Annotated in this window: 22 protein-coding genes, 1 tRNA gene and 3 pseudogenes; 16 read left to right on the top strand and 10 right to left on the bottom strand. The window is 49.6% G+C overall.

Annotation, left to right across the window (positions count from 1 at the left end; genetic code table 11):
- Positions 1–9: 9 nt before the first annotated feature.
- The 5 genes from D4100_RS22685 (at position 10) to D4100_RS22665 (ending at position 4,363) form a co-directional block, all read left to right on the top strand.
- Positions 10–552, top strand: a complete 543-nt coding sequence (locus D4100_RS22685) for a fimbrial protein (protein ID WP_119805299.1) — start codon at positions 10–12, stop codon at positions 550–552.
- Between the two features lie 86 nt (positions 553–638).
- Positions 639–914 carry a hypothetical protein gene (locus tag D4100_RS22680; RefSeq protein ID WP_147417765.1) on the top strand — a complete coding sequence of 92 codons (276 nt, stop codon included), beginning with the start codon at positions 639–641 and terminating at the stop codon, positions 912–914.
- 694 nt (positions 915–1,608) lie between these two features.
- Positions 1,609–1,926 (top strand): hypothetical protein, encoded by a 318-nt coding sequence (locus D4100_RS25635; protein ID WP_147417764.1) that lies wholly within the window; start codon positions 1,609–1,611, stop codon positions 1,924–1,926.
- A gap of 893 nt (positions 1,927–2,819) precedes the next feature.
- Positions 2,820–3,578: an MrpH family fimbial adhesin gene (locus D4100_RS22670; RefSeq protein ID WP_119805296.1), complete on the top strand. Its 759-nt coding sequence runs from the start codon at positions 2,820–2,822 to the stop codon at positions 3,576–3,578.
- 293 nt (positions 3,579–3,871) lie between these two features.
- A complete protein-coding gene (locus tag D4100_RS22665) occupies positions 3,872–4,363 on the top strand; it encodes a hypothetical protein (protein ID WP_119805295.1) in 492 nt (163 codons plus the stop codon).
- A 190-nt stretch (positions 4,364–4,553) separates the two neighbouring features.
- Here D4100_RS22665 and D4100_RS22660 read toward each other — a convergent pair whose 3' ends face one another.
- A complete protein-coding gene (locus D4100_RS22660) occupies positions 4,554–4,958 on the bottom strand; it encodes a winged helix-turn-helix domain-containing protein (protein WP_119805294.1) in 405 nt (134 codons plus the stop codon).
- A 544-nt stretch (positions 4,959–5,502) separates the two neighbouring features.
- Between D4100_RS22660 and D4100_RS22655 the strand changes: the two genes are divergently transcribed.
- Together D4100_RS22655 and D4100_RS22650 are read left to right on the top strand one after the other, a co-directional pair.
- Positions 5,503–6,228: a winged helix-turn-helix domain-containing protein gene (locus D4100_RS22655; RefSeq protein ID WP_244941700.1), complete on the top strand. Its 726-nt coding sequence runs from the start codon at positions 5,503–5,505 to the stop codon at positions 6,226–6,228.
- Entirely contained in the window at positions 6,194–6,673 is a 480-nt protein-coding gene (locus tag D4100_RS22650; RefSeq protein ID WP_147417763.1) for a hypothetical protein, read from the top strand. Before D4100_RS22655 ends, D4100_RS22650 begins: the two co-directional genes overlap by 35 nt.
- Before the next feature lie 109 nt (positions 6,674–6,782).
- Here the strand turns inward: D4100_RS22650 and D4100_RS22645 are convergent, their stop codons facing one another.
- The 4 genes and pseudogenes from D4100_RS22645 to D4100_RS26090 form a co-directional block, all read right to left on the bottom strand.
- Positions 6,783–6,992 (bottom strand): hypothetical protein, encoded by a 210-nt coding sequence (locus D4100_RS22645; protein ID WP_119805291.1) that lies wholly within the window; start codon positions 6,990–6,992, stop codon positions 6,783–6,785.
- Positions 6,993–7,477: 485 nt separating this feature from the next.
- Positions 7,478–8,311, bottom strand: coding sequence for a DJ-1/PfpI family protein (locus tag D4100_RS22640; RefSeq protein WP_119805290.1), 834 nt, complete (start codon positions 8,309–8,311; stop codon positions 7,478–7,480).
- Positions 8,312–8,689: 378 nt separating this feature from the next.
- A pseudogene (locus D4100_RS22635) lies at positions 8,690–8,839 on the bottom strand (IS3 family transposase); the annotation flags it as partial.
- A gap of 15 nt (positions 8,840–8,854) precedes the next feature.
- A pseudogene (locus D4100_RS26090) lies at positions 8,855–9,010 on the bottom strand (IS3 family transposase); the annotation flags it as partial.
- 193 nt (positions 9,011–9,203) lie between these two features.
- On the opposite strand from D4100_RS26090, the gene D4100_RS22630 reads away from it, so the two are divergent.
- The 3 genes from D4100_RS22630 to D4100_RS22620 are packed head-to-tail and all read left to right on the top strand — an operon-like array spanning position 9,204 to position 12,972.
- A complete protein-coding gene (locus D4100_RS22630) occupies positions 9,204–10,091 on the top strand; it encodes an FAD binding domain-containing protein (RefSeq protein ID WP_119805289.1) in 888 nt (295 codons plus the stop codon).
- Positions 10,088–10,600 carry a (2Fe-2S)-binding protein gene (locus tag D4100_RS22625; protein WP_244941693.1) on the top strand — a complete coding sequence of 171 codons (513 nt, stop codon included), beginning with the start codon at positions 10,088–10,090 and terminating at the stop codon, positions 10,598–10,600. The genes D4100_RS22630 and D4100_RS22625 overlap by 4 nt, the downstream gene beginning before the upstream one ends.
- Complete coding sequence (locus D4100_RS22620) at positions 10,597–12,972, top strand: xanthine dehydrogenase family protein molybdopterin-binding subunit (protein WP_119805288.1); 2,376 nt, start codon at positions 10,597–10,599, stop codon at positions 12,970–12,972. The genes D4100_RS22625 and D4100_RS22620 overlap by 4 nt, the downstream gene beginning before the upstream one ends.
- Positions 12,973–13,239: 267 nt before the next feature.
- Here the strand turns inward: D4100_RS22620 and D4100_RS22615 are convergent, their stop codons facing one another.
- On the bottom strand, positions 13,240–14,622 hold the full coding sequence (locus tag D4100_RS22615) for an FAD-dependent oxidoreductase (RefSeq protein WP_119805287.1): 1,383 nt from the start codon (positions 14,620–14,622) through the stop codon (positions 13,240–13,242).
- Between the two features lie 1,309 nt (positions 14,623–15,931).
- On the opposite strand from D4100_RS22615, the pseudogene D4100_RS22605 reads away from it, so the two are divergent.
- A pseudogene (locus tag D4100_RS22605) lies at positions 15,932–16,134 on the top strand (IS3 family transposase); the annotation flags it as partial.
- Between the two features lie 614 nt (positions 16,135–16,748).
- Here D4100_RS22605 and D4100_RS22600 read toward each other — a convergent pair.
- Positions 16,749–16,824, bottom strand: a tRNA-Phe gene (locus tag D4100_RS22600).
- 706 nt (positions 16,825–17,530) lie between these two features.
- On the opposite strand from D4100_RS22600, the gene speF reads away from it, so the two are divergent.
- The gene (gene speF / locus D4100_RS22595) at positions 17,531–19,693 is read left to right on the top strand and encodes an ornithine decarboxylase SpeF (protein WP_065506856.1); all 2,163 of its coding nucleotides are present in this window, start codon (positions 17,531–17,533) and stop codon (positions 19,691–19,693) included.
- Between the two features lie 55 nt (positions 19,694–19,748).
- Here the strand turns inward: speF and mltC are convergent, their stop codons facing one another.
- From mltC to mutY, 3 genes are read right to left on the bottom strand one after another with little or no spacing between them, the layout of a single operon-like run.
- Positions 19,749–20,825, bottom strand: coding sequence for a membrane-bound lytic murein transglycosylase MltC (gene mltC, locus D4100_RS22590; RefSeq protein WP_065506527.1), 1,077 nt, complete (start codon positions 20,823–20,825; stop codon positions 19,749–19,751).
- Between the two features lie 54 nt (positions 20,826–20,879).
- Positions 20,880–21,152 carry an oxidative damage protection protein gene (locus D4100_RS22585; protein WP_004948040.1) on the bottom strand — a complete coding sequence of 91 codons (273 nt, stop codon included), beginning with the start codon at positions 21,150–21,152 and terminating at the stop codon, positions 20,880–20,882.
- Entirely contained in the window at positions 21,149–22,249 is a 1,101-nt protein-coding gene (gene mutY, locus D4100_RS22580; RefSeq protein WP_418346459.1) for an A/G-specific adenine glycosylase, read from the bottom strand. Before mutY ends, D4100_RS22585 begins: the two co-directional genes overlap by 4 nt.
- A gap of 176 nt (positions 22,250–22,425) precedes the next feature.
- On the opposite strand from mutY, the gene trmB reads away from it, so the two are divergent.
- The 4 genes from trmB to D4100_RS22560 all read left to right on the top strand — a co-directional run bounded on the left by trmB (position 22,426) and on the right by D4100_RS22560 (position 25,236).
- Positions 22,426–23,145 (top strand): tRNA (guanosine(46)-N7)-methyltransferase TrmB, encoded by a 720-nt coding sequence (gene trmB, locus D4100_RS22575; RefSeq protein ID WP_004948035.1) that lies wholly within the window; start codon positions 22,426–22,428, stop codon positions 23,143–23,145.
- Positions 23,145–23,471 carry a YggL family protein gene (locus D4100_RS22570; protein ID WP_065506525.1) on the top strand — a complete coding sequence of 109 codons (327 nt, stop codon included), beginning with the start codon at positions 23,145–23,147 and terminating at the stop codon, positions 23,469–23,471. Before trmB ends, D4100_RS22570 begins: the two co-directional genes overlap by 1 nt.
- A 94-nt stretch (positions 23,472–23,565) precedes the next feature.
- Positions 23,566–24,489, top strand: coding sequence for a glutaminase B (glsB, locus tag D4100_RS22565; protein WP_065506855.1), 924 nt, complete (start codon positions 23,566–23,568; stop codon positions 24,487–24,489).
- 30 nt (positions 24,490–24,519) lie between these two features.
- Positions 24,520–25,236, top strand: coding sequence for a YggN family protein (locus D4100_RS22560; protein WP_004948025.1), 717 nt, complete (start codon positions 24,520–24,522; stop codon positions 25,234–25,236).
- Positions 25,237–25,328: the final 92 nt, after the last annotated feature.

The following is a 25,328-nucleotide window of genomic DNA, read 5'->3' as shown; positions in this document are numbered from 1 at the left end:
GGAAATTCAATGCAAACGCAAAAAAAATGGAAATTATTGCCAGCGGCGTTGAGCCTGATACTGGGGGGGCTGAGTATAACTCCGGTTGAGGCGAATAATATGCGTTTGTTCGGTGCCCTGGTGGCCGAGCCCTGCGCACTGTTACCGGGGGATGAGAATATCTCGCTGGATTTCGGTACGGTGGTGGAGAAATACCTTTATCTGAATCAGCGTACGCACGGCAAACCCTTTCAATTGCACCTGACAGGTTGTGATGTTCAACCCGGCAGCGGCGTTACCCTGACCTTCAGCGGCTCGCCCAATGTTGCCTTGCCCGGCTTGCTGGCGCTGGACGGCGGCAGCCAGGCCGCGGGCATCGCTATCGGTATGGAGACGGTGGCGGGGAAGATGCTGCCGTTTAACGAGGTCAGCGAGGTTTTCCCGCTGACGCCTGGCGATAACGTAATCACCCTGCAGGCTTACGTGCAGGGTGAACCGGACGCGCTTAATAATCAGCGTATTCGGCGCGGTAATTTCAGCGCAGTGGCCACCTTCAGCCTGACATACCCCTGACGCCAAATAGCGAACACTGGCAAGCCGCTTACCAATGGCTATGCAGCACGCGTTCACATGCGCCAACCGGGGCCGGCATATGGCACTTGCGATTTCACTGGGGTGAGCAGGGCGCCCGTTTGCAACGGCAGGTTGAACGGAGCGACTATCGTCTTTCGCCAATGCAGTTGGTGGGACGGAGAGGAAAGGGTGAAGAGCAACTGGCGCAATGGAATGCGCAGGACGCGCTGGTGCTGAAATGGGTTGCGTTGCGGATTGGGGGGCTACTGCCCACTCACGCCAGATGTGCGCACTTAAAAGGCCACGGCGGGGCAGGGAGTCGGGCGGCAGGCTGCCAGGGCACTGGCGAGTGGAGAGTTTAATTTTGTTTACCGCACCGATAATGAACGACGCCTGCGGCTTTACGAGCAGGCCCGCAGACGTGGATTGTCGGCAGCGGCAACCGAGGCGCGGGTGCAGGCGTATGAGGTGCGATGGAAAATATGGGCGGCAGGGCTGCTTTGTGCGGCTGACGGTCTGTTCTGCAATGGAACGTAGCATACGATGAGTAAACAGGGGAGGACAGTTGTGAGTATCGATCGATTGCAGAGTATAGTGGTGGTTGTTATGTGGGTAATTGCTATGCACGCGACACCCGTTCGCGCGTTCCAGTGGACCGCGGTGGATGACACGGGCAGTGGCAGCATTTCCTCCTTTAGGATTTCCGGGCGAGATGTGGACGTGTCCCATTGTACATGGTATCCCTTAACCTTGGGCTGGATTAATGGCGTATATGCCAGCAAGTCTGGCCATCGGTACACGGCGAGGTACAGTGATTTATTGTCGTCATTGCATCCAAAAAACTGCAAGGAGGCTGTTGACATGATTAACCGAGCTAACATATGGGATAGGGACCTCCGTCGCAATGGTCTTACCACAGGTCTAGGGGGGGACGCTATTTTTTTCATACTAAATTCCAGCTCGCAGATTGACTCTCCGGTCGCGGAGATCAGGTACGAGGTGCCACCCGTGCCTACTGAGCCTACTGAGCCATCCTGCACCGTTACTCAACCGCCTATGATTGATTTTAAAACGATTAGCGCGAATGATATTCCGTCAGGTCGTTTCGGGTCCCGCATGGTGGTGTCGTGCCGATCGGACACTACATTTACAGTGAAATTTGTCTTCGCGAATGGAACGGACAACGAAACCCTGAGGAACGGGCTGAATGTGAAACTTCTTGTCGGTGGGTGGGACGGTGCTGGTGGGTTCACCTCCAGTATCAAGAAGGATGTTCCAGAAGACTTCACCGTCAACGCCACACTAACTGCGGTGGGGAATGTATCTGAAGGTTTTTTCCGCACCGTAGGTGTGGTTAAGATGAACTATGACTGATGACTGATGACTGATGACTGATGACTGATGACTGATGACTGTACTGTAGCGGGAGAAAGATCAACGACTATAGCCGATTTCCTCTTGCTGTAAAACATGCCCAATGTCGCCCATCCCATATCTGCATCAAAAGAATAGCCGCCGTCGCGGCTATTCTTTTTGTCTTCAACGCAATATTTTTAAATAGCACGTCAAATTTATCTCTCTGGCGGAGGTGGATTTTTCTTTAGTAAACAGAGATGAAAAGCATCTCTGTGAACCTCCTTACCTTCCTCTGACTGGGCTGGCATCAGCGCTCTCCCTCTGGGTTCTGTGGTTGATTATACGTCAAACCTCTATTTTTCGATCTATTGTTTCATAAAAAAAACATATTTGGGATAATATATTAAAATGTAACTTCATTGCGACGATATAGATCGCAAATTGGCACTTTTTAATATTTTAAAAGTGTTATGTGGTTAATTTTTGAATTTGATTAATTTGATATTTTAAAAATAATTTTTCTTGGTGATAATCGATTTTATTAATCGGATTCACGATCTGGTTTAAGCGGCAAGGTTTAAATTTATCGTTTTTTTCAATCTGATTTTTTCCTGTCTAATTTCGTGATGATTCGTAAAGTGACGAGAAACTTAATTTATTTATGGAGGAAATTTGTTGCTTATGCGGTTTAACTTTCTGGTGCACATGCTGTGTAGGGTTTAACAGCTCTGTGTAAATAGCCTGCCGGTTCAGGGGGAATAGCACAGGGATTCGACTGGCTGGGAACAAGGTTTAGCACAGCGGGCTCACCATAGCGCTGCGCGCATTATAGAATCATCATTAGACAAAGTGCCGACTCAAAAAAATCGACTACAGTGGCGGATTCGCTGAAAATAATTTGAGAAATAATAATGCATAGATACTTTTTTCATTTCATCGCACTAATATCATTTGTTTTTGTGCCGCCCACAAGGGCCGGGGTGAACGTGGTCAATGTTGCAGATGGTAGCACCATGCTTACCGGGGACGTCGCAGGGTTGATTTTTAAATCAATGTGGGTTGGTAGCCAAACCACGACCACCAGTTTGTTCATGGATAAAAAGCTCTGGCTAAGAAGTCAACAAGACTGGCATTCCCCTGGATTTGGCGAAACCTCTATGCGTAACTTTGTGAATAGCGCGTTAGCAGAAGGGATTCCGCTCTCTAAGCGCCCAGATACGACCAGTGATGTCACGGCTCGTGTACAAATTTGTCTCAATGATGCCGGCAGATTAATAATATATTGTTTCTCTGGAGCCGCCACATCGACTCCTCCGGTAACCCCCACCACATGCTTAGCCACCCAACCCGCGAGTATCGATTTTAAAACGATGCCGGCGAACGATATTCCCACAGCGCCGACGGGCACAACGATCGTGGTTACCTGTACGAAGAACACCAAAGTGGACGCGACATTTGTGTTTGGGGATGGTACTGACAACAATAACCTGGCTAACGGTCTGAATGTGAAGCTTCGGGTAGGCGGCTGGTCAGGCCAGGATGGATTTACCTATAACGCGAACAAGGATATACCTGTGACCATTAATGTGAATGCCATGCTTAGTGCTAGCGGAAGAGTGAGCGAAGGGATTTTCCGTACCACAGGAGTAGTTAAATTGAGTTACGACTGATGACCTTTTTATTTATATAACTCATGATGAGTGGCAGGGCGAGTTATGTTTACTAATCTTACATTTCTTGACAGCTCGCAAAGGGTTTGGCAACGGCAAGAATCATCTTGGTTGACTCACCCTTTCTGGATGTGCATAAAATAAAACCATGTGCTCTGGATCGAGTTTTCGTGGGTTTTTAACTATTTTTCGTTGAAAGATGGAAAAAAATTTGAGTGGGGTGCTTCCGGTAAATAACTGCGCTTATAGTGTACCGAGTGCCGGGAAAGAGCTTACTAACGAGTGGCGATGATATGGAAAAACAGATAGTTATCCTGGTTGGAATTCTCGCCTTGGCGGGTATGTACATGCGGGAAGCCTACGCTGAGGTATCCGTCACGTCCACTGACACAGGCGAACAGGCTGGCACCTGGTCAGGGAAACAATGGAACTATGTTACCGGCCATGTTCTCTGGCGAGAACAAAACGCCTCTGCCGCTCATGTTAGCTGCACAGCAGTACTGGATTGTGCATTGGCTGTGGGTACAGTGAATAGTGGCAAATTTTACCCCCGCTACGGTTTTGTCAGTATTGCTCGTGGCACAAGTTGGGAGGAGGCATATTCTGTCTGGCGCTACCAGCATGGCACCGAGACTACCTTTAAGTACCCTGAACCGGTGGCGCGATTATCCGCCAGCGGTATCTGCACGCTTATTGGTTTGTACTGGGGCAAAGATGAGGACGGTGGTTACCAAAACTGGTTTCCGGTTCCAGAAAGCCACTGTGCACCCATTAGTAACTTGTAATTATCTCCTCTAAAGAGACCGGTATACTTATATCGATCTGTCAGTATCCTTCATGCCGTCAAGGTAAGTGAAGAGTTTTTCATAGTCAGACCAAAGCGATGCCAGTAAACATCGCATTGGCCTGGGGGAACGAAGCTATTGATTGTGTTCGCAATGTGTTTTATCTGCGGCCTAGTCTATTTATCGTTCTTCAAGAGCGTATATCGTAGATGAACATCCCTTGATCGCTTAGCAATCCCTTCTTTTGATTTTCGTCCGTGGGTGCAGGTTTCAATAAATTCATATTTAAACATACGCCATACTTAGGCATAGTGATGATAGTATCCTCAGGAAATCCACACCTCGCCAGCAACACCTTGGTTTGAAAAATTAACTGAGTGTAATTATTTTCCTTAGATTTCGCATTTTTTCCTGCCCAGATCTTCTCAATAATATGGTTTTTATCGTTTACTTCATCGAGTAAACAGATAAATAGTTTCTTCTGATTATTACTCAATGCGACTTTTTTTCCGCTAGCCTTGAGTGTTAATCTATTGTTTACTAAGCTCATTACATCGTTTTCAAAAATTACGGTGTTGTTAAAATGACAGTTCATGATTTTTTCTGGTGTAAAAGTTACCTTGGGGATATTCCCCAATATTTGTGTGTTATATTTTTACTTTGCAGTATGGTTGCTACGAACTCTATTATCTCTACAGTTTCATGATGGGTTTTCTTCTTTTGGCTACGGTCATTCTCGGTCATTTCGTTGAGAGTAATCCTATCATCAAGAAATCCAAAGTGGTCTCATATAATGAATTTTGCGCTGACAATAGATTTTTATTTTTTTTATTTGTTTTACATAGATTTTTATGCTGTTTTTGTGAGGGGGATCATTACTACATGTCCGTGACTGGGAATAGGCGCAGTGGCTAACAGCAACTTTCTGTTAAAATTCAAATTGATTTTCAAGATTAGGTATCAAGCGCATGTCTTGTTCACTGGATTAGCAGTAAGCTTGCGCTAACATGATAAATATATATAATTATATATATTAAATATATTTAGATTTTTGGTGCCGTATGGAGTTTATAATTAATGAGGTTTTAAAATATAACTCGTCAGATGGCACCTTAATTTGCCCTGATAACAGTGTGGATATGATTACCTTAACGAGGGTAACCAACGAGCTTTTTTTATTGTTCATTAATAATAATCATATTTCCCTACGCAGAGATGATATCTTAAATGAATTGTGGGAGAAGAGGGGGTTAAGCGCGTCGAGCAATAACTTAAACAATTACGTCTCGATGTTGAGGAAAGCCTTGGAACAATGTGGTCTTGTCGGGCTCATCACCACCATCCCTAAACATGGGTTTATATTTGATGCTGACATTATATTGGTGGTTACCCAAAGTAAGGATATTAAAGGTAATCAACAAGTGGTTGAAAATGCATTGTCAGTACCAATTCCTGCTTATAATAAAACAATTGTGGAGCCGCCCTCGCGTAGCTATAGTTCGTCACTCAAGGTAAAAGTGATTGCGCTTCTTGTTACGGCCATATTGATGATCGTCTCGCCCAGCGTTTATAATTATATAAGGTTAAAATTTATTCGAACGGAAGTTTTTAGCATGGAAAACTGTAACTTATATCTTCTCGACGATAAAATTTATGGTGCTGTTGGGCAAGAAGATATTAATAATATCAAGGCTATTGCGATTAAAGCGAAATTGAATTGCAAGGTTAAAGCTAATGTCTATTACTTTAGCGAAGAAATGCTGGATGTGATAGGGCGAAAGTTCGTCAGTAAATCGCTTAGCTATTGCCCATATAAAAATAAAGTCCCTTGTGAAAACTACTACTTACAATATTATGAAAAATAAAAATAGTATGTTTATAATTTCCCTGTTAGGGATGTTGGCGATTTTTTTTGCCTATCTGTGGTGGAAAAGTGAGGTGAATAGTGGTGGTTTTGAATGCCGAGCTAAGATGCATGTCAACATGGCCGTTAATATCTGCGATAGGGGGTACAGTGATTTTGATATTTTCCTCTCTATGCAGGATAATGGTCTGGGGTATTATATGGTTTTAGGGGCTTATACGTGCCCTAACTTGCCACCGAAAGTTGTTGATAGTACGTTTCATTTTACCTATAAAAAGAACGGGCAGTATTATTTCTTATATCTGGATAAGCGAGAATCTGGGGTTTCTAATATGATTAAGATATTTAAAGATGATGAATTAAAGATTAAAATAAATAAGATCGATAATTATGAGTATATTGTCTATTTGCCTTTTGAGCAGCCGATGATTTGCAAACAGGATTGATTTATTATCTGGCAGATAATAACAGTCGGATACATCGATGTTATGGTATTCGCGGATGTAAAATATGGCGATCATTAGATCGCCATAACCACTTTATATTCCAATTTTATTAGTTCAAGCGGTGCAGTTGAGTGTTGATGTAAACACGGAACTGGGCATGCGTAACAAAATAAATTTTCAGTTGTTCTTTTAATTCCGAACCCATCACTCGCAACATATTACGGTTAACTTCACTTTGTTGCTTGTTAACGTCTCGTAAATGGTAGTTAAGTTCGTGGTCTTCAGAAAAATTAACGTACTCGTGATCACTGATACCCATTTCATATTCTCCTTGGTTAGGATTTTGTGGTTCTTCATGAACTCACAACTTATTTTATTAATCAATTTCAGTGCAAGTCAATAGTGGCAGTATAGGTTTATTTTCTTTGATTTTAAAAATTACTATTGAATTGATTTTATTTTGAGGTCTTATAGGGTGGCTTTATATTAAATGATATATAAAACCAATTTAAAGCGCGGTGATTTTATATGGTTAAAGGCTTTTTATTTTTTAGGATATGCATGTGGGGTTCTGTAGCCTTGTTACTGTTTTTTCTAGAGGTTATCTTCATTAAGAAGCCCTACCATTTCGGGCAGGGCTTGAATTCATTTTCGGTTTTTCCCGACTATCGTTGTGCATCAATGGGGACAATGCGATCACCAATAATAGGCGAGAGGCGTATAAAAAATAAAATGTACCCATCTATCCCTATTATGGATTTGACCACTCAACAGTAATTTTAATTGCAAATCACAAATCTATTTTTATAGATAATTTTTTTTATAATCAATTGCCTCAGTCAGAGTTTCTTTATAGTTGGGTGTTTCTTTGGCCAGATAGGCTGCTGTCATTTCTTTCGCCTGGTCAGTGAGTTTTTGGCCCGCCAGCTGTGGGGTGCCAGCGTTGAATGGAGGGTGGGGATCATATTGGATAAATAGCTGCATTAACTCAGCGGTAGTTTTTCCTTTTAATAAAGAAAGTAAATACAGGCCAAAATCAATGCCGGCCGTCACCCCGCCACCTGTGATTCTGTTCCGATCAATAGTAACGCGTTCATCTGAAGGGGTTGCCCCCAATGCTGTCAATGTGTCTTGAAAACTCCAGTGAGTTGAGGCCTTATAGCCATCAAGCAAACCAGCGGCGGCAATAATAATTCCACCAGTACATACGCTAGTGACGTACTCTGCACGCTTACCAACGGTATTGATCCAATCCAGCATTTTTTTATCAGCGATAGCATTAAAAGGATTGTGTGTGCCTGTCACGCAAAGGATATCGACTGAGTTTAACTCAGAAAAAGTAGCAGTAGGAATTAATGATAGAGAATTTATCTCTGTCGGTACTGGATTTTTATCATGATAGACGTACTCAACGTTGAAACCATGGTTTTGGAGCATAGTGACAGGCCCAACGATATCCAAGGGTGTCATATTCGGGAATAGGACGAAGGCAATGGTTTTAGCATTAGGATCTTTTTTCTTTTCAGCTCCGGAGTTGGGAGTGACCATGGTAGTTGAAGATATTCCCTGTGAAATGTAGGTTGCAGCAAGGGTAGCGGTTGCCAATATTGTCTTTACGATAAAATCGCGTCTTTCCATTTTTGCCTCTGATTAAGATAGTAGCTAATAATGGGAAGATGCCAGTAAAAATGTTCCATTGCAAACAAATGGATATAACTTAATAGGCGTCAACTATTAATTTTTAGCAGTGTAAGAAATATAAGAGGAATCTGATCGATTTAAGCTGGCATAATTATATATCCGTTAGTGTGAGGTTCAATAATTACTTCTTTTTTATGTTATCGGTTAATGGCTTTAAACTACATAAAGTAGGGTTATTTTATTTGGGTTGTAATCCATCTGCTTGTCAATTTCCGGTGTTGTTATTTTACTAAATAACCAAATTAATTTTAGACGTGTTTTCGTTTTGTTTGCGGGTATTTATTTTTTTACCGTTCTTACCCACGTAAAGTGGACTCAATCCTGAGCGAGGTTCTGGTTTTTAAATTGTTCAGGGCTGATACCATGGGCGCTGCGACGACGCCAGCGATTGTAATCACATTCAATATAATTAAGCACTGCCGTTCGCATTCTTTCCCGGTTGGCAAAATACCCGCCGTGGATACATTACACCTTCAGCGAGCGGAACTGCTGATGTGGAGTTATCTGACGACGATGCCGACGCCAGACATACCAGCCGCTACGGACGACCCGAAGTATCTGACACATGGCTTTAATGCTAAATTCAGCCTGTTCTGCCAATTGGCACCTGAACCGGGCATTTTCAGGCACGAGCTCCTCTCACATTCGCAAGCTGGCAGGCTCTGCTGTTACTGGGTAAGAGCACGCCGGTAATCACGGTTTCATCGCAACTTTTTCACCTTCTCACCTCGCTCTGAATGAAAATAAAGTACCGGCAAATGGTAAAATAATGAGGGTAATCTAAAATTATGATTATTTGGTAAACTGCTCAACAGGCTGGTGCACACTAATGAAAATTGCGCCGTTAAAGTATATAGCCCCTGATACCCTTGAAGAAGCGCTGACAACGTTATCCCAAAGTGAAGCGGGAAAAGTCCTCGCCGGGGGGCAAAGTTTATTACCACAGCTTATTTCTCGATATTTACATTGTGACTGGTTAGTGGACATCCAAAACATTCCAGACTGCAATGTGATTGAAGAAAAATCAGGGCAGGTTGTTATTTGCTCCATGGCCCGGCAGCGTGACGTGGAACTGAATTCGATGGTGAAAAAACAGCTTCCACTGATGAATCATCTGATGAGCTACATTGGCTCGATAGCTATCAGAAACAGGGGAACGGTTGTTGGCAGTTTATGTCAGGGTGGGGCCTGGGCCGAAATACCTCTGCTCTTCGTATTATTGGGGGGAACGCTTGTAACGCAGTCCCTCCAGGGAAAACGATACATCCCTGCCCACCAACTGTTTGTCAGCAATAATAAAACCTCTCTTTCCTCAAATGAGATTGCTACTGCAGCCTGCTTTCCGGTTCCTTCCTCCGATTATAGCTGGGGATATTGCGAATACTCACAGCGCACCAATGACCGTGCACTGTGTCTTGCCATAGTGATCGTGCTTATTGATAGCCTGGGGCGGGTGGCTGACATCAAAATTGCCATCGGGGGGGTAACGGAGACCCCTAGACGCTGCCATGACCTGGAAAGCGCACTGATCGGTGGATCCCCGGAAGATTCACTGGCCGTGCAGGCCGGGCAACATGCGGCCATGCACGTTCAACTGACTGACGATACAACACTCGCCACGGATTATCGGCGTCAGCTTGTAAGCACACTCGTCTGTCGAGCTTTACTGCAGGCATTTGCCGCATCAAAAAGTCGTAAAGCAGAGGGGAAATCATGACAGAGAGAATGGATCCTCACCATGAGATCATGGCAAATATTGCCGTTACTGTTAATGATGAACATGTCATTCGTGTGATACCGGTTCGGTTAACCCTGTCTGATTTTCTGCGCCAGGATTTGATGCTGACGGGCACCCATGTTGGCTGTGAGCAGGGCGATTGTGGTGCTTGTACGGTACATGTCGATGGGCGCGCCACACGGTCTTGCCTGATGCTCGCGGTGCAGGCCACGGGTTGCTCCGTTCAAACAATTGAATCTGTTGCAGGACTTCAACTGCATCCCCTTCAACAGGCCTTCATCACTCACAGGGCCTTCCAGTGTGGGTTCTGTACACCGGGTATTATTATGACCTTACTCGAGCAGTATCAACACCCGCCAACGCCAGCACTGGGTGAGGACGCTATCCGGCACGTATTGGCGGGACACTTGTGCCGCTGTACCGGGTACCAACAAATGCGGGAGGCGATAAGCGACGTCTTTTCTGCCTTGCACTGGCCAGCATCATGACCTCAACGTCCGAACGCCGGCAACTGAACGAGGAGGAGCGGTTTGTCAGGGGGCAAGGCAGGTTCGTTGACGACCTCACTTTTACAGGGGCTCTGCATGTGGCTTTTGTCCGCAGTACGTACGCTCGCGCCACGATTGTAAAGGTAGATATCAGCCAGGCGCAGTGTTCTCCGGGGGTGGTGGCCATTTACCAGGCAAAAGACATTGGCATGTTGAATTCACCCTTACCGCTCCTGATCCCCCATCCAGCCATTATCTCGGGCAAAACACAGTCTCCACTGGCAGAGTATGAGGTTCACTACGTGGGGCAGCCCATTGCCATGATCGTGGCTGAAAGCCGTTATGACGCAGAGGATGCTGCGGCATGGGTAGACGTTGAATATTCTCCCTTGCCTTTTGTGATTGACCTCGCGAAGGCGGCACAAAAAGAAGCCCCCCGGGTACATGCTGATATGTCTGATAATATTGGCGCACGCTTTACGCAGAAAAGTGGCATGTTGTCGACAGCCCAACGTCTTGCTGACCATGTCACTACGGTGACTGTACACATGGATCGTGCGACCGCAGCCCCCATCGAAACGCGGGCGGTTGCTGCGGAGTTTGATGACAGAACAGGGGAGTTGACGGTATGGGACACGGCACAGGCTCCTATAGCGGTGAGAAACGGATTGGCGGCACTGCTGGAACTGGATGAACATCGGGTACGCGTTATCGCGCCGGATGTCGGCGGGGGGTTTGGGCAAAAACTGCTGTTCTTTTATCCTGATGAACTGCTGGTTCCTTTCGCGGCGATGCAATTAAAGAGACCGGTTAAATACACGGAAGATCGGAGAGAAAACTTTCTGGCCTCCTCACAGGAGCGAACGCAGATCCATTCGCTTACCCTGTACGCCCGCAAGAATGGAGAAATACTCGGATTGCACGACAATATCCAGCACGATAGTGGGGCTTTTATGCCCTACGGTATTATTGTTGCTCACGTCAGTGCCACTTCTATTGCGGGTCCTTATCGCATACCTCACCTGCACATTGACTGCGATGTGGTGTATACCCCAACAATGCCCGTCACCCCTTACCGAGGATGCGGCCGCCCCCATGCCTGTTTTGCCATTGAGAGGGCGCTGGACCAGCTCGCCCTTGAACTGTCAATCGACCCAGTTGAAATCCGTAAACGTAACCTGATCCGGGATGATGAATTTCCCTACCGGCGTGAGGGACTGGTGTTCCAGGATGGCGCCTCCGTTGAACTGGACAGCGGGCAATATTTACGGGCCTTAGACATGCTGAGTAACGCCGTTAATTTTGAAACATTTCGTGCCGAGCAAGCTTGTTACCGCTCCCAGGGGCGCTACCTTGGTGTAGGGCTGGCCTGTTGTGTCGAGGGAACGGGGATCGGCCCCTACGAAGGGGCGATAGTCAGAGTGCATCCGATTAGCGGTAACGTGTTTGTTTCCTCCGGAGTCACCTGCCAGGGACAAGACCATAAAGCCCTGTTTACCCGCATCGTGGCGGAACAGCTCAGTGTCCCTCCCAGGCAAATCATCGTGTTGGGCGGAGATACCCATGCCTTTGATCTTGGCGGGGGGACCTACGCCAGTCGCAGCACGGTTGTGGCGGGAAATGCCGTCTATCTGGCCGCGTGCCAGGTACGCCAGGAAATACGACAAAAAGCTGCGGCGGTGTTTGGGGTTTCTGTTGAAGAGGTCATCCTGGAAAATGGCCAGGTTCGTCATCGCAACGGTTCGCTAACTATGCCTTTGGCTGCGGTGGCGACGCTCGCCAATCCGTTACGGTACGCTTTTAATGATACCGCCAGGATAGCCACGCAGTTCGCGGGACAACATCATGATGGGCCGGCATTGGCTCGAGATAAAACACCAGGGATTGAAAGCCGCACTTTTTTCAGCCCCCCGAGAGCCTGTTGGGGGTTTGGGGCGCATGCCGTTATTGTCGAGGTAGATCCAGGCACGGGCCACGTGACGCTTCTTCGTTATCTCTGTATCCACGACTGTGGTCATATTATCAATCACGATATCGTGCGTGGCCAGATAATTGGGGGGATTGCGCAAGGCATCGGTGGAGCGCTTTATGAATCATTAGGAATCAATAAACATGGAGAAGTTCAAAACAGCACCTTTTCGCAGTTTTTAATGCCCCAGACAGCTGATATCCCCGATATCGAACTGATGCATTTGGAAACACCGACACCGTTAAATCCGCTTGGTGTTAAAGGCGTGGGAGAGGCGGGTTGTATCGCCGTCAGTGCGGTTATCGCCAGCGCCATCGATGATGCCCTGACACCGTTGAACTCTGCACCGGTTCGTCATTCCCCCATGACGGCACCGTACATTTACCAACGGCTAAAAAAATAGTGAAAATAGCAGGTTAATATGCTGGATGTATGAGGGGGAGAGTGCCGGCATTGCCGCTACGCTGGAACGATAAGGGCAGTTGATGCCGGCATTCGAGCAGTGTGCCTGAAAAACAAGTTGTAGACTAAAACGCCACCGAAACAGTCATTTTCACACATAAATCTGCACAACTCCGCGTTATCAAGGGATGTTAAACCCTACCGTTCATGGTCAGTCGCCCTCAAAAGAAGCCTGCCGGACGCCTAACCATGAACCGAAATAGTTGTGTCAGAGGGGGAGTTCAGAAAGTTTATCCAGGACATTTCTTTCCGCGTCCACGAGATTAATTTGCTGGAAAGTCTGACAACCTGAAATTGCCGATTTCAGTATATCTTTCTGTATGTTCCCCCGTTTGTGAGCTATCGAGTAAGGCAGGCAGGTGAATGTCACCATGTGATAACGTGGAATAAAACGCTGTGGGTAGCGTTTTTCCAGCCAGGCAGAAAGTTCCCGTTCAAGCAAGTAATCATGTGAGCTGACCCGCGCTCTCATCTCCTCGTAGTTGTCCAAAGCCATCGCCTGAATGGCTTCAACATCAGGTTTGCGTTGAGTTTCGTAGCGCGCGAGAGCACTCCCTATATCCCCAGAAGGTGCCGCCAGGCACTGAGCCAGGAACACGGCATCTTCAAAAGCGCAGTTCATACCCTGGCCATGAAACGGTACCATTTGGTGAGCCGCATCACCGATCAACACCGTTTGGTTATAGTGCCAACGCGAAACGTGCAGGGTAGCCATCATGCCAACAGGGCGAGCCATGTAGTTCGCTTCCAAATCACAAAGCAATCGCGAAAGTGCATTAAATTCAGAATTAAAGAACTGGCGAACTACATCTCTGTGGTTGAGTGCGGCAAAGCTGGAAAGCTGTTGGCCCTGTATTTTAAGAGGCAAGAAAGCAGTAGCTGTAAAACTGCCATCATGATTAGGCAGCGCCATACACATATACCCGCCACGTGGCCAGATGTGAAGTGCTTTAGGATTTAGAAGCGCCTGGCGCGCCGCCTCGACAGAGATATCCAACTCTTTATAGCCATGAGCTAAAATTTCACATTCACAGTCAACGTCACAAACGCGGGTTAGTGCGTCTCTGACTGCGGAATTTGCACCGTCGGCACCGACAATCAGATCAAAAATGAACGTCGTTCCATGTTGAGTGGTTAATCGGGATGCCTGCAGATCAATCGCCACTAAATCTATGTCAAAGAAGAACCGCACACCTTTCTGCTCCGCAACATCCAGTAAATGCGCATTAAGTTGGCTACGCTGCACGGACCAGATGACATCGCCCTCTCTGGAACTGTAAGCATGGAAACTGCTTTTTTCTTCCACATGTACCATCCGGCCGGACACAGGGACTGCATAACTCAACACATCCTGTTCAATTCCCGCCAGGCGTAACGCCTGAAGGCCACGTTCCGCAATGGCCAGATTAAGCGAACGCCCTTCGGGAGCCGGGTGTGTTCGCGGATCTGCGCGCTTTTCAAATACGATCACTTCAAATCCATGCTGCCGCAGCAGACAGGCCAGCAAAGGGCCGGCGAGCCCCGCTCCCACAATCGCAACCTGCCGACGCGTCATGCCAGTGGGGTCGGTGATTTCATGTAATAAATTCATAATCAGACTCTTCTGAATAAAGCTATAGCTGCACACGCATGCTATAAAGTTCTGGGAAGAATGAGCTATCCAACGTCGAACGTAGATAATTCACGCCACTAGTGCCATCAGTCCCCGGACGATCGCCAATGATGCGTTCAACCAGGGAAACGCCAGTTTTTGAAGCTTTGCGCAATATCGACAAGTTTTTCACCCAGCTCATAAAGTGGCCAGTAGTGGCTACGCTGTTGATAGATCCGCAACCATTTTTGCTTCATCGTCGTTGTTGCACAGTGAGTAGCGGATGGAAGAGGGGAGTATGGCGAGCCAACAAGTCGATGACCTCATTATATAAAAAAGCTCCTTAAGATGAGTTTGCAAGGCAAGGAACGCAACCAGGTTGCTGCGATAGTTTGCGAGGTTATTATTATCTTTATTACCTATAAATAACTCAATTTCCCGAAACTGATATGATGTCATCCCTGAAGCGCTCCCTGGCACATTGTGTATGGATAAGAAGTCAAGAGGGCTTGGTATCGTGAGCTCCGCCCAGGTATGGGTAAGGTATTTCATAGTAATATGATCTCGGCCAAGAGACTTTAATCCGTGACCAATATTATCATTTTGCATGTAGCGCAGGTCTCTATCAATTCATGAAACAATAATTTACCTACAGCACTGAAGTCTGATGTTGAATAATAAATGATATTTCACCAGGCATCGTTGGATAACAAATCTTGACTATTTAATGTTTTTTAGATGGGTGTAGCTAGTGCGATCTTTCTATGATTTCCTTTGATTTTTAAGGTTATTTTTAATCTGGCAAGGTGTTTGATAAATTAAATTATACAGGCGTGGTGTTTGATTGTAAGCCAAGTATCAGACTACGTGCGTCCTTGTATAAAAATAAACAAACATGATAAATTTTTATGATATAAAAGTTATCGTTTAAAAGATAAGTGTAAAAATTGCATGGTCTTTTATACCATTATAGCCTTTCAATAATTTGAGCTGACATGCAATTTTATAGTGGTTTTATTATGATTTGAATATATACGGCCGACCATATTGCAATCCTCTCATTAACTTGTGCTATTTCATTAAAGCATTCAATCATGGATTGGATATTCGGGTTTTCTTTAACTAAAATAGTTATAGCTTACCTCAGAAAATAATCAAGGCTTGAGTACGTGATTTTATGGCAGCGGATTGGTCCTTATAACTCCAGGTACATTGACTCTATTATATAGACCTGCCGGCGCCGTCGATATTCCCGTGGCGAACGGTAGCCTGATACTCTGTGCAGATGCCACTCGCGCCAGCAGTTCCGCCTCGTCTTGCTGATGAGCTTCCTGCATACAGCGTCAAAACCATTGCAGCCAGCCTGTGCTGTCAGGGCTGTGTGCAAAGGGCGCACGGCGGTTCGGCCCAGTCAGTTACCGTGAACATGGCCTGCCAGTGTCTGAAAACCTGCTGAAGCAGAACTTTTACGCCGGTGAGCCGAATCAGAAATGGGTGGGAGGCATCATCTACCCTCATTTGTACCCTCACGAGGGACTTGATGTGGGTAGAATTGATGGGGTTGGATTGAATGGAACGATTCGATATGTGTGATTTGGGGCAGAATTAGAAAGCAAAAACGGACCTCCATCGGGGCCGTTGATATAAGTAGTACCCGGACTCGGACAACCGGCGCTTGCGCCGGGTTGAACAACGCTTCAGCGTTGGCCCGTAGGGTGAGGCCTTCGGCCGAATAATCGAACTTGTTCGATGGAGAGTCCTATCCCTGAAAAGCAAAAACCCAGCCATAGGCTGGGTTCTTCTAAATATGGTGCCCGGACTCGGACAACCGGCGCTTGCGCCGGGTTGAACAACGCTTCAGCGTTGGCCCGCAGGGTGAGGCCTTCGGCCGAATAATCGAACTTGTTCGATGGAGAGTCCTGTCCCTGAAAAGCAAAAAACCCGCCATAGGCGGGTTCTTCTAAATATGGTGCCCGGACTCGGACAACCGGCGCTTGCGCCGAGTTGAACAACGCTTCAGCGTTGGCCCGCAGGGTGAGGCCTTCGGCCGAATAATCGAACTTGTTCGATGGAGAGTCCTATCCCTGAAAAGCAAAAACCCAGCCATAGGCTGGGTTCTCTAAATATGGTGCCCGGACTCGGAATCGAACCAAGGACACGGGGATTTTCAATCCCCTGCTCTACCGACTGAGCTATCCGGGCAACGGGGCGCATTTAACCCTATTGGCCGGATATCGTCAATCGCTTTCTGTCACAAACCCGATCGGTTGCTCTTTTTTCATTCAATGGGGCGGGGCGCTGGCGGGCGTCTGTTTCGACCTGCAGCAATAGATATGCAGAAAACATGTGTATTTATACCATTTTGATTTTGCAGGTTTTTATTTTTATGTCATAAATAACAACAAGTTAAATAGTTCTGGATTCAAGGGGAAGTAACATAATTGTTACTTGAACCTCATAAAAAAACATGCAATCATTGCGCAAATTTTAGCACTCTTCGTCTTTTAACGGTGTTTGCGCTCATTTAAGTCAGAGGGTTACTGGCATGACTGGTTTTGTTACTCAAGCGCCATTGCGCACCAGACATCTGAAGATGCCATCACGACGCCGTTACCTTTCCCGAACACAGTACGCCAAGAACGCCCTGCCGACCATGCGGTAAGGCATCTTCCGATGCTCGCTGTTAGGCATTATTAAAAATAGAGCTGCGGCTCTGATTTTACTGATGTCTATTGGACGCTGCCGATACCAGTCCCCGATAGCTGCCTGATGATCTCGCGATCATGAGCCGGTCACGGTTGCGTTTTATGCTGCAACGCCGGACATCACTTTGCCGGGATAACCTTTGTTATCTCATCGCCGTGCCCCGTGGCACCACCTCATCCTTAACCGTTTGAGAGTTAGCATGATGAAAGAATTGAAAATAGCAACAAGCGCCGGCCTGGTCGCCACCATTGAAACGCTGCGCCAGATTGTCCGCATTGAACAGACGGACTATACCGACGTGGCTGCGGTAGTCGTGTCGGTTGATGACGTTAACGCCGGTATTTTGGCGCAGTTGAAAGCCACCGGATTCGAGATCCCAACGTTTGTTGCTGTTGAAGGGGACGAACATCTTTCCCCGGACTACCTACCGTTTATTACCGGCGTCTTTGCCCTGGCAGGCGCCAGCAAGGCGTTCTATATGGCGCAACTGGAAGCCGCTGCGGACGCCTACGAGCAGGCGCTGCTGCCGCCGTTTTTCAAGACGCTGAAGACTTATGTGGAAATGGAAAATTCCACTTTTGCCTGCCCGGGGCATCAGGGCGGGGAGTTTTTCCGCAAGCACCCGGCCGGCCGGAAGTTTTTCGAGTTCTACGGCGAAACGCTTTTCCGTTCAGACATGTGCAACGCCGACGTCAAGTTGGGCGACCTGCTGATCCACGAAGGCTCGGCCAAGGATGCGCAGAAGCATGCGGCGCGGGTCTTCAACGCCGATAAAACCTATTTCGTGCTCAACGGCACTTCGGCGGCCAACAAGGTGGTGACCAATGCGCTGCTGACCCGCGGCGATCTGGTGCTGTTCGATCGCAACAACCATAAATCCAACCACCACGGCGCGCTGATCCAGGCCGGGGCGACGCCGGTGTATCTGGAAACCGCGCGCAACCCGTTTGGTTTTATCGGCGGCATCGATTCACGGTGTTTTGACGAGCGCTATCTGCGTGAGCAAATCCGTGAGGTAGCCCCTGAGAAGGCGAATGAGGCGCGGCCGTTCCGCCTGGCGATCATTCAGCTCGGCACTTACGATGGCACTATCTATAATGCGCGCCAGGTGATCGACACCATCGGCCACCTGTGCGATTACATCCTGTTTGACTCCGCCTGGGTGGGTTACGAAGGCTTTATCCCGATGCTGAAAGAGTGCTCGCCGCTGCTGCTGGAGCTGGATGAACTCGATCCGGGTATTTTTGTTACCCAGTCGGTGCATAAGCAGCAGGCCGGTTTCTCGCAAACCTCGCAGATCCACAAGAAAGACGATCACATCAAGGGCCAGAAGCGCCACTGTAACCATAAGCACCTTAATAATGCTTTCATGTTGCATGCCTCGACCAGCCCGTTCTACCCGCTGTTCGCCGCGCTGGACGTTAACGCCAAGATGCATGCCGGCGCCGCCGGCCGCCGCATGTGGATGGACTGCGTGAAGCTCGGCATCGAGACGCGCAAACAGCTGCTGGAACGCTGTTCGCAGCTCCGGCCGTTTATTCCGCTGCAGGTAGCGGGCAAGGACTGGCAAGATTACGATACTGACCTGATCGCCAATGACGCCCGTTTCTTCAACTTTGTGCCGGGCGAGACATGGCACGGTTTCGAAGGCTATGCTCAGGACCAGTATCTGGTTGATCCGTGCAAGCTGCTGCTGACCACGCCGGGCATCGACGCGGCCACCGGCCAATACACCGAGTTCGGCGTGCCGGCCACCATTCTGGCCAACTTCCTGCGTGAGAACGGCATAGTGCCGGAGAAATGCGATCTTAACTCGATCCTGTTCCTGCTGACCCCGGCGGAAAACCCGGCCAAGATGGAGCACCTGGTCGATATGCTGGTGCGGTTCGAACGCTACGTGGAAGAAGACGCGCCGCTGAGCGAAGTGTTGCCGACGGTGTACCGCAAGAACGAGCAGCGCTACCGCGGCTATACCATTCGCCAGCTGTGCCAGGAAATGCACGATCTGTACGTCAGCTTCGACGTTAAGCAGCTGCAAAAAGAGATGTTCCGCCAGAACCATTTCCCGCAGGTGGTGATGAACCCGCAGGACGCCAACGTGGAGTTTATCCGCGACAACGTTGAGCTGGTGCCGATCGGTCAGGCTGAAGGGCGCATTGCGGCGGAAGGTGCGTTACCATACCCGCCGGGCGTGCTGTGCGTAGTGCCGGGGGAAGTGTGGGGCGGAGCGGTACAGCGTTACTTCCTGGCGCTGGAAGACGGCATCAACCGTTTGCCGGGCTTCTCGCCGGAGCTGCAGGGCGTGTATATCGAGAAAAAAGATCACGGCTGGAAACGCATTTTCGGCTATATGATCAAGCAGTAAACAACAAGGGCCGGTTAGCACCGGCCCTTTTCATTGATAACAACCTCGCCGTGCGTTACTTCCTGCGATAACTCTTCTGCGCGTTATTCACCTTCACCAGATAACGACGTGACTCGCTGGCCGGGTGCTTGGTGGTCAGCGTCTGGTAAATGTCACCCGGCTGCATGCCGTTGATGATACTCACCGCGCGGGTTCTGTCGCTGGAGAACACTCGCAACACGCTGCCTGCGCCGCCGTTATAGGCGGTGATCACCGCATAGCGACGCGATGTCGGGTTCTGAATGCCGCCCAGGTAGTTGTTTTGCAGGATCGCCAGATAAGCGGTACCTGTGTCGATGTTGTTCTCCGGATCGAACAGGTAACTGCGGCTTGGCGTGCCCCATTTGCCGCGCATCTTAAACACGTCTTTACCGGCGGTGTGCTGCACAACCTGCATCAGGCCAAGCGCATCCGAACCGCTTACCGCATACGGGTTAAAGCTGGATTCGGTCTGCATGATCGCCAGGATCAGCGACTCTTCCACACCGTATTTCTCCGACGCCTTGCGTACCATCGGCAGGTACTTGTGCGCACGTTGATCCAGGTGGTTTGGCACCAACTGAATGGTGACCGAGTAAATCACGTGCAGGCCCGAGTTGCGTTTTTGCAGCTTGGTTTGCAGCAGATAGTCGGCAAAGTGCGCCGCACGCCATTCCCAGCGGATCGGCGCGCCTTTGTTATCCAGCACCTGGCCGTACAGGAACGGCTCTTTACTGATCTGGATATCGTTGACGTCGGAATAGAGATCGATTGAACCCGGATCGTCGCCCATCAGCAGGGTGCTGATGATCGCCTGGCGCAGGTGAGCGGCAGGATCGGTGGTGGCGATGGTTTCAATGGTAATCGCGCCAGAATCGAAGTTGATGTGGCTACGGGTTTGATACTGATCGGTATATTTAACGTAATCTTTTGGCCCGGCGATCAGAACTTCGTTCAGACCCCAGATATTCTCGATGTTGTGGGCAAACTGGCCCATCAGGATCTCGAAGCCATTAGTGTCTTTGACCCAGGCTTCGTTGACTTCGTCGGTTTTCTTGCCGGAACAGGAAATCAGCAATGGCGCTATCACTAGCAAAGCTAAAATTTTCTTCATCTTAAAGCCGTATACGAGAAGTTTTGGAAGGGCCAGCGCCTGGCCCCAACAGCATTATTCGCTTGGTGGCGTATAGCCTTCGATATGGACGTCGTGCCCTTCGAACAGGAATTTGACCATTTCGGCTTCCAGCAGTTTGCGGTCATCCACGTTCATCATGTTCAGCTTTTTCTCGTTGATCAGCATGGTTTGTTTTTTCATCCATTCGGCCCAGGCCTCTTTCGAGATCTCGTTATAGATGCGTTTGCCGATGTCCCCTGGATAAAGTTGGAAGTCCTGCCCTTCGGCATCGCGCTGCAAGAAGGTACAAAAAATGGTTCTGCTCATGCTAATTCCTCATCAATGGCGCTAGCGCCAAATAAACCCTGTTGGAGCGGGGAGTGTTTTGCCAACTGTTGCAACAGGCGGTCAACCGGCGCTGCCAACCCGACGGCGGGCGGTTGCGCCAGGTTATACCAGAGACCGATTCCCTCATCCATACTGCCGCCGGCATCGTTCATTTCCAGCCACATTGGCACGATATCGAGATGGAAATGGCTGAAAGTATGACGAAATGCGGTCAACTGCTCTAGGCGATTGCCTTTCAGACCGCGCTGTTGCAGCCAGAGTTCCATCTCTTCGCGTTCGCTGAACTGCGGGAAGCAAAACAGCCCGCCCCACAGCCCCACGGCCGGGCGTTGTTCCAGCCAGGCCCGCTCGCCGCTCTGCAGCAATAAAAAGTAGGCGGTTTTTTCCGGCAGCGTCTGCTTCGGTTTTTTGCCGGGGTATTTTGCCCAGCTGTGGTTAGCGTAAGCGATGCAGCCGGTGTTAAGGGGGCACAGCTCGCATTTGGGTTTGGAGCGGGTGCAGACCATCGCCCCCAGATCCATCATTGCCTGATTGAACTGACCGACGCCCTGGGCCGGGGTGACGTCTTCACTGATCCGCCACAGGCGGTTCTCTACATCCTTCTTGCCCGGCCAGCCTTCAACCGCATAGCAGCGGGCCAGCACGCGCTTCACGTTGCCGTCGAGGATCGGATAGTGTTGGCCGAGCGCCAGCGACAGCACCGCACCGGCGGTTGAGCGGCCGATGCCGGGCAAAGCGGCGATTTCTTCAAAGGTTGTCGGGAACTCGCCGCCGTGCTGTGCGACAATGGTTTGCGCAGCCTTGTGCAGGTTGCGCGCTCGGGCGTAGTAGCCCAGGCCGGTCCACAGGTGCAGCACTTCGTCCAGCGGCGCTTCTGCCAAGGCGCGTACGTTGGGAAAGCGTGCCATAAAACGCTGGAAGTAAGGAATAACGGTGGCAACCTGAGTTTGTTGCAACATGACCTCGGAGAGCCATACTTGATAGGCGGTTTTATCAAGCTGCCACGGCAGGGTTTTACGGCCGTAACGCTGGTACCAGTCAAGCACCACCTGTGCGAACTGTTGTGCTTGCATCATAAGCAGATTCGATATCCGGCAGAAAATGAAGCGAGATTGCAGCATAGAGTCATGTTGCTGTAAACCGGAACTTTCCGACGTCGCACGGCAGGTATCAAGATGAACACTTGCTAAACCAAGGTATCTTTGCATAATGCGCGTTTCCCTAATTGGCAGCCAAACAGACAGAAAGCACTATGATTAATGACGTCATCTCCCCGGAATTTGATGAGAACGGCCGCGCGATGCGCCGTATCCGCAGTTTTGTCCGCCGCCAGGGGCGGTTGACCAAAGGCCAGCAGCACGCGCTGGACAACTATTGGCCGGTGATGGGCGTGGAGTATCAGGCTGAACCTGTCGATATCGCCGCACTGTTCGGGCGCGAAGCGCCGACCGTGCTGGAGATCGGTTTTGGCATGGGCGCCTCGCTGGTGACCATGGCGAGCAACAATCCACAGCAGAACTTCCTGGGGATTGAGGTGCATTCGCCGGGCGTGGGCGCTTGCCTGGCTGACGCCACAGAAGCGGAATTGAGCAACCTGCGCGTGATGTGTCACGATGCGGTTGAGGTGCTGGAGAATATGATCCCGGACGGGTCGCTGGACATGGTGCAGCTGTTTTTCCCCGATCCGTGGCACAAGGCGCGCCACAACAAACGCCGCATCGTACAGACGCCGTTCGTTGAACTGGTGCGGCGCAAACTGAAAGTCGGCGGCGTGTTCCATATGGCCACCGACTGGCAACCTTATGCAGAACATATGTTAGAGGTTATGAACGGGATCTCAGGCTACCGTAATCTTTCCAGCGATAATGATTACGTGCCGCGTCCGGATTCACGCCCGCTGACAAAATTTGAATTACGCGGCCAGCGTCTGGGACATGGCGTTTGGGATTTGATGTTTGAGAGGAAAGAATAATGGCTAAGAACCGCAGTCGTCGTTTACGTAAAAAGTTACACATTGAAGAGTTTCAGGAGCTGGGTTTCTCCGTAGCATGGCGCTTTGCCGAAGGCACCGCGGTTGAGGATATCGACAGCACGCTGGACGCTTTCATCGACGAAATGATTGAGCCGAATGGCCTGGCGTTTGACGGCAGCGGCTACCTGCAGTGGGAAGGGTTAATCTGCCTGCAAACCATCGGCCATTGCACCGACGAACAGCGCGAGCTGGTCAAAAAATGGCTGGAAGCGCGCAAGCTGTCTGACGTTAAAGTCAGCGATCTGTTCGATATCTGGTGGGATTGATTTTCTCAGCTTGATGAGTGCGGCATCGCGCCGCGTTGTTCATTGATTTAAGGTGCCTTAACGGCACCTTTATTTTGTCCGGAGTGTGACCGAGGTGGTAACGACATTGGATAACGCGTTGCTGGATGACATCCTGCAACAGGTGCGCCCGCTGATTGGCAAAGGGAAGGTGGCGGACTATATACCGGCGCTGGCGGAAGTGGCCGCCGACCGTCTGGCGATCGCCGTTTGCACCGTCGACGGCGAGATGTTCCAGGCCGGGGACGCCACGGAACGTTTCTCTATTCAGTCTATTTCCAAGGTGCTGAGCCTGACGCTGGCGCTGACGCGCTACCAGGAACACGAGATCTGGCAACGGGTCGGTAAAGAGCCCTCCGGCTTGCCGTTCAACTCGTTGTTGCAGTTGGAAATGGAACAGGGCAAGCCGCGCAATCCGTTTATCAACCCCGGCGCGCTGGTGGTGTGCGACATGCTGCAAACCCGGCTCAGTGCTCCTAAACAGCGGATGCTGGAAGTGGTGCGGCAACTGACCGGCGAAGACGATCTGGCTTATGACTCCCGCGTGGCGCGCTCCGAGTTCGAACACTCCGATCGCAATGCGGCGATAGCCTATTTGATGAAGTCGTTCGGCAACTTCGAAAACGACGTGCTCACCGTTCTGCAAACCTATTTCCACTACTGTGCGCTGCGCATGAGCTGCGTGGAGCTGGCGCGCAGCTTTGCCTATCTGGCCAATCACGGGCGTGACCTCAGTGGGCGCGAAGTGATAAGCCCGCTGCAAGCCCGCCAGATCAATGCGCTGATGATGACCAGCGGTATGTACGACGGCGCGGGGGAGTTTGCTTATCGGGTAGGGATGCCGGGCAAATCCGGCGTGGGCGGCGGCATTGTCGCTATCGTGCCCGATGAGCTGTCGATCGCCGTCTGGTCGCCGGAACTGGATGCGTCCGGTAACTCCCTGGCGGGAACTGCGGCACTGGAACTGTTGTCTCAACGGATTAGCCGTTCGATTTTTTAATCCCACCACGGAAGGGAGTCAGGAGAAAATATGTTAAAGAAAACCGGGTTAGCCTTACTGCTGTTGACCGCTTCACAGGCGCATGCCGAATATCAGTGCAGCGTTAAACCTCAGGACGACGTGGTTATCAGCCCGCAGAACGTGCAGGTGACTGGCGCCAGCGGCAATCTGCAGATTTCGGCGGATGGCGATGTCACCCGTAACGGCCAGGCTCTGAGCCTCAACGACAGCCAGCGCCAGAAAGCTTTCAGTTACCAGAGTGCGCTACGCAAAGAACTGCCGTGGATCGACAAGGGTGCGCAGCAGCATCTGGAAAAAGCGCGGGTGGCGCTGGACAAGGTGATCGTGAAGGAATTGGGTAGCGACAGCAATGTACGCAATCGCCTGACCACGCTGAACGACCAACTTAAGCAGCAGATGAACCGCATTATCGAACACCGCAGCGACGGCCTGGCCTTCCACCACAAGGCGATCGACCAGGTTGAGCAGGATGGCCGCAATCTCGTGCAGCAAAGCATGGGCGGCGTACTGCAAGACAGCCTGAACGAGATGGGCGTCAAGCAGGCCGCCAGCAGCGGCGGTAACCCGTTGCAGGCGATTATGGGCAATCTGGGCGGCCTGCAGAAGGCGATTCAGAACGAATGGAACAACCAGGAGCAGGATTTCCAGAACTTTGGTCACGACGTCTGCAACCGGGTTACCGGCCTGGAAACCCAGCGTAAAGACCTGCTTAACGCATTGAAGTAACATGAGCCTTACCGCTATCGGAGCGTTTTTTGACCTGCTGACGACTATCTGACAAACTGGCTAAACTATAATCAATTGACAAAAGGATTTTG

The sequence above is a fragment of the Serratia inhibens genome (assembly GCF_003591175.1).
Classification (GTDB): domain Bacteria; phylum Pseudomonadota; class Gammaproteobacteria; order Enterobacterales; family Enterobacteriaceae; genus Serratia; species Serratia inhibens.
The sequence above is the reverse complement of the archived record's forward strand: the minus strand, read 5'-3'. Positions and strand labels throughout refer to the sequence as shown.

What these genes read in the sequence shown, in the direction of transcription:
- D4100_RS22660 (WP_119805294.1), bottom strand. Translation starts at nt 4,958, where the DNA reads ATGAACTGTCATTTTAACAACACCGTAATTTTTGAAAACGATGTAATG.
- D4100_RS22655 (WP_244941700.1), top strand. Translation starts at nt 5,503, where the DNA reads ATGATTACCTTAACGAGGGTAACCAACGAGCTTTTTTTATTGTTCATT.
- mltC (WP_065506527.1), bottom strand. Translation starts at nt 20,825, where the DNA reads ATGAAGAAAATTTTAGCTTTGCTAGTGATAGCGCCATTGCTGATTTCC.
- D4100_RS22615 (WP_119805287.1), bottom strand. Translation starts at nt 14,622, where the DNA reads ATGAATTTATTACATGAAATCACCGACCCCACTGGCATGACGCGTCGG.
- D4100_RS22645 (WP_119805291.1), bottom strand. Translation starts at nt 6,992, where the DNA reads ATGGGTATCAGTGATCACGAGTACGTTAATTTTTCTGAAGACCACGAA.
- D4100_RS22670 (WP_119805296.1), top strand. Translation starts at nt 2,820, where the DNA reads ATGCATAGATACTTTTTTCATTTCATCGCACTAATATCATTTGTTTTT.
- D4100_RS22630 (WP_119805289.1), top strand. Translation starts at nt 9,204, where the DNA reads ATGAAAATTGCGCCGTTAAAGTATATAGCCCCTGATACCCTTGAAGAA.
- D4100_RS22685 (WP_119805299.1), top strand. Translation starts at nt 10, where the DNA reads ATGCAAACGCAAAAAAAATGGAAATTATTGCCAGCGGCGTTGAGCCTG.
- D4100_RS22625 (WP_244941693.1), top strand. Translation starts at nt 10,088, where the DNA reads ATGACAGAGAGAATGGATCCTCACCATGAGATCATGGCAAATATTGCC.
- D4100_RS22640 (WP_119805290.1), bottom strand. Translation starts at nt 8,311, where the DNA reads ATGGAAAGACGCGATTTTATCGTAAAGACAATATTGGCAACCGCTACC.
- speF (WP_065506856.1), top strand. Translation starts at nt 17,531, where the DNA reads ATGAAAGAATTGAAAATAGCAACAAGCGCCGGCCTGGTCGCCACCATT.
- D4100_RS22585 (WP_004948040.1), bottom strand. Translation starts at nt 21,152, where the DNA reads ATGAGCAGAACCATTTTTTGTACCTTCTTGCAGCGCGATGCCGAAGGG.
- D4100_RS22665 (WP_119805295.1), top strand. Translation starts at nt 3,872, where the DNA reads ATGGAAAAACAGATAGTTATCCTGGTTGGAATTCTCGCCTTGGCGGGT.
- mutY (WP_418346459.1), bottom strand. Translation starts at nt 22,249, where the DNA reads ATGATGCAAGCACAACAGTTCGCACAGGTGGTGCTTGACTGGTACCAG.
- D4100_RS22560 (WP_004948025.1), top strand. Translation starts at nt 24,520, where the DNA reads ATGTTAAAGAAAACCGGGTTAGCCTTACTGCTGTTGACCGCTTCACAG.
- D4100_RS25635 (WP_147417764.1), top strand. Translation starts at nt 1,609, where the DNA reads ATGATTGATTTTAAAACGATTAGCGCGAATGATATTCCGTCAGGTCGT.
- D4100_RS22620 (WP_119805288.1), top strand. Translation starts at nt 10,597, where the DNA reads ATGACCTCAACGTCCGAACGCCGGCAACTGAACGAGGAGGAGCGGTTT.
- trmB (WP_004948035.1), top strand. Translation starts at nt 22,426, where the DNA reads ATGATTAATGACGTCATCTCCCCGGAATTTGATGAGAACGGCCGCGCG.
- D4100_RS22570 (WP_065506525.1), top strand. Translation starts at nt 23,145, where the DNA reads ATGGCTAAGAACCGCAGTCGTCGTTTACGTAAAAAGTTACACATTGAA.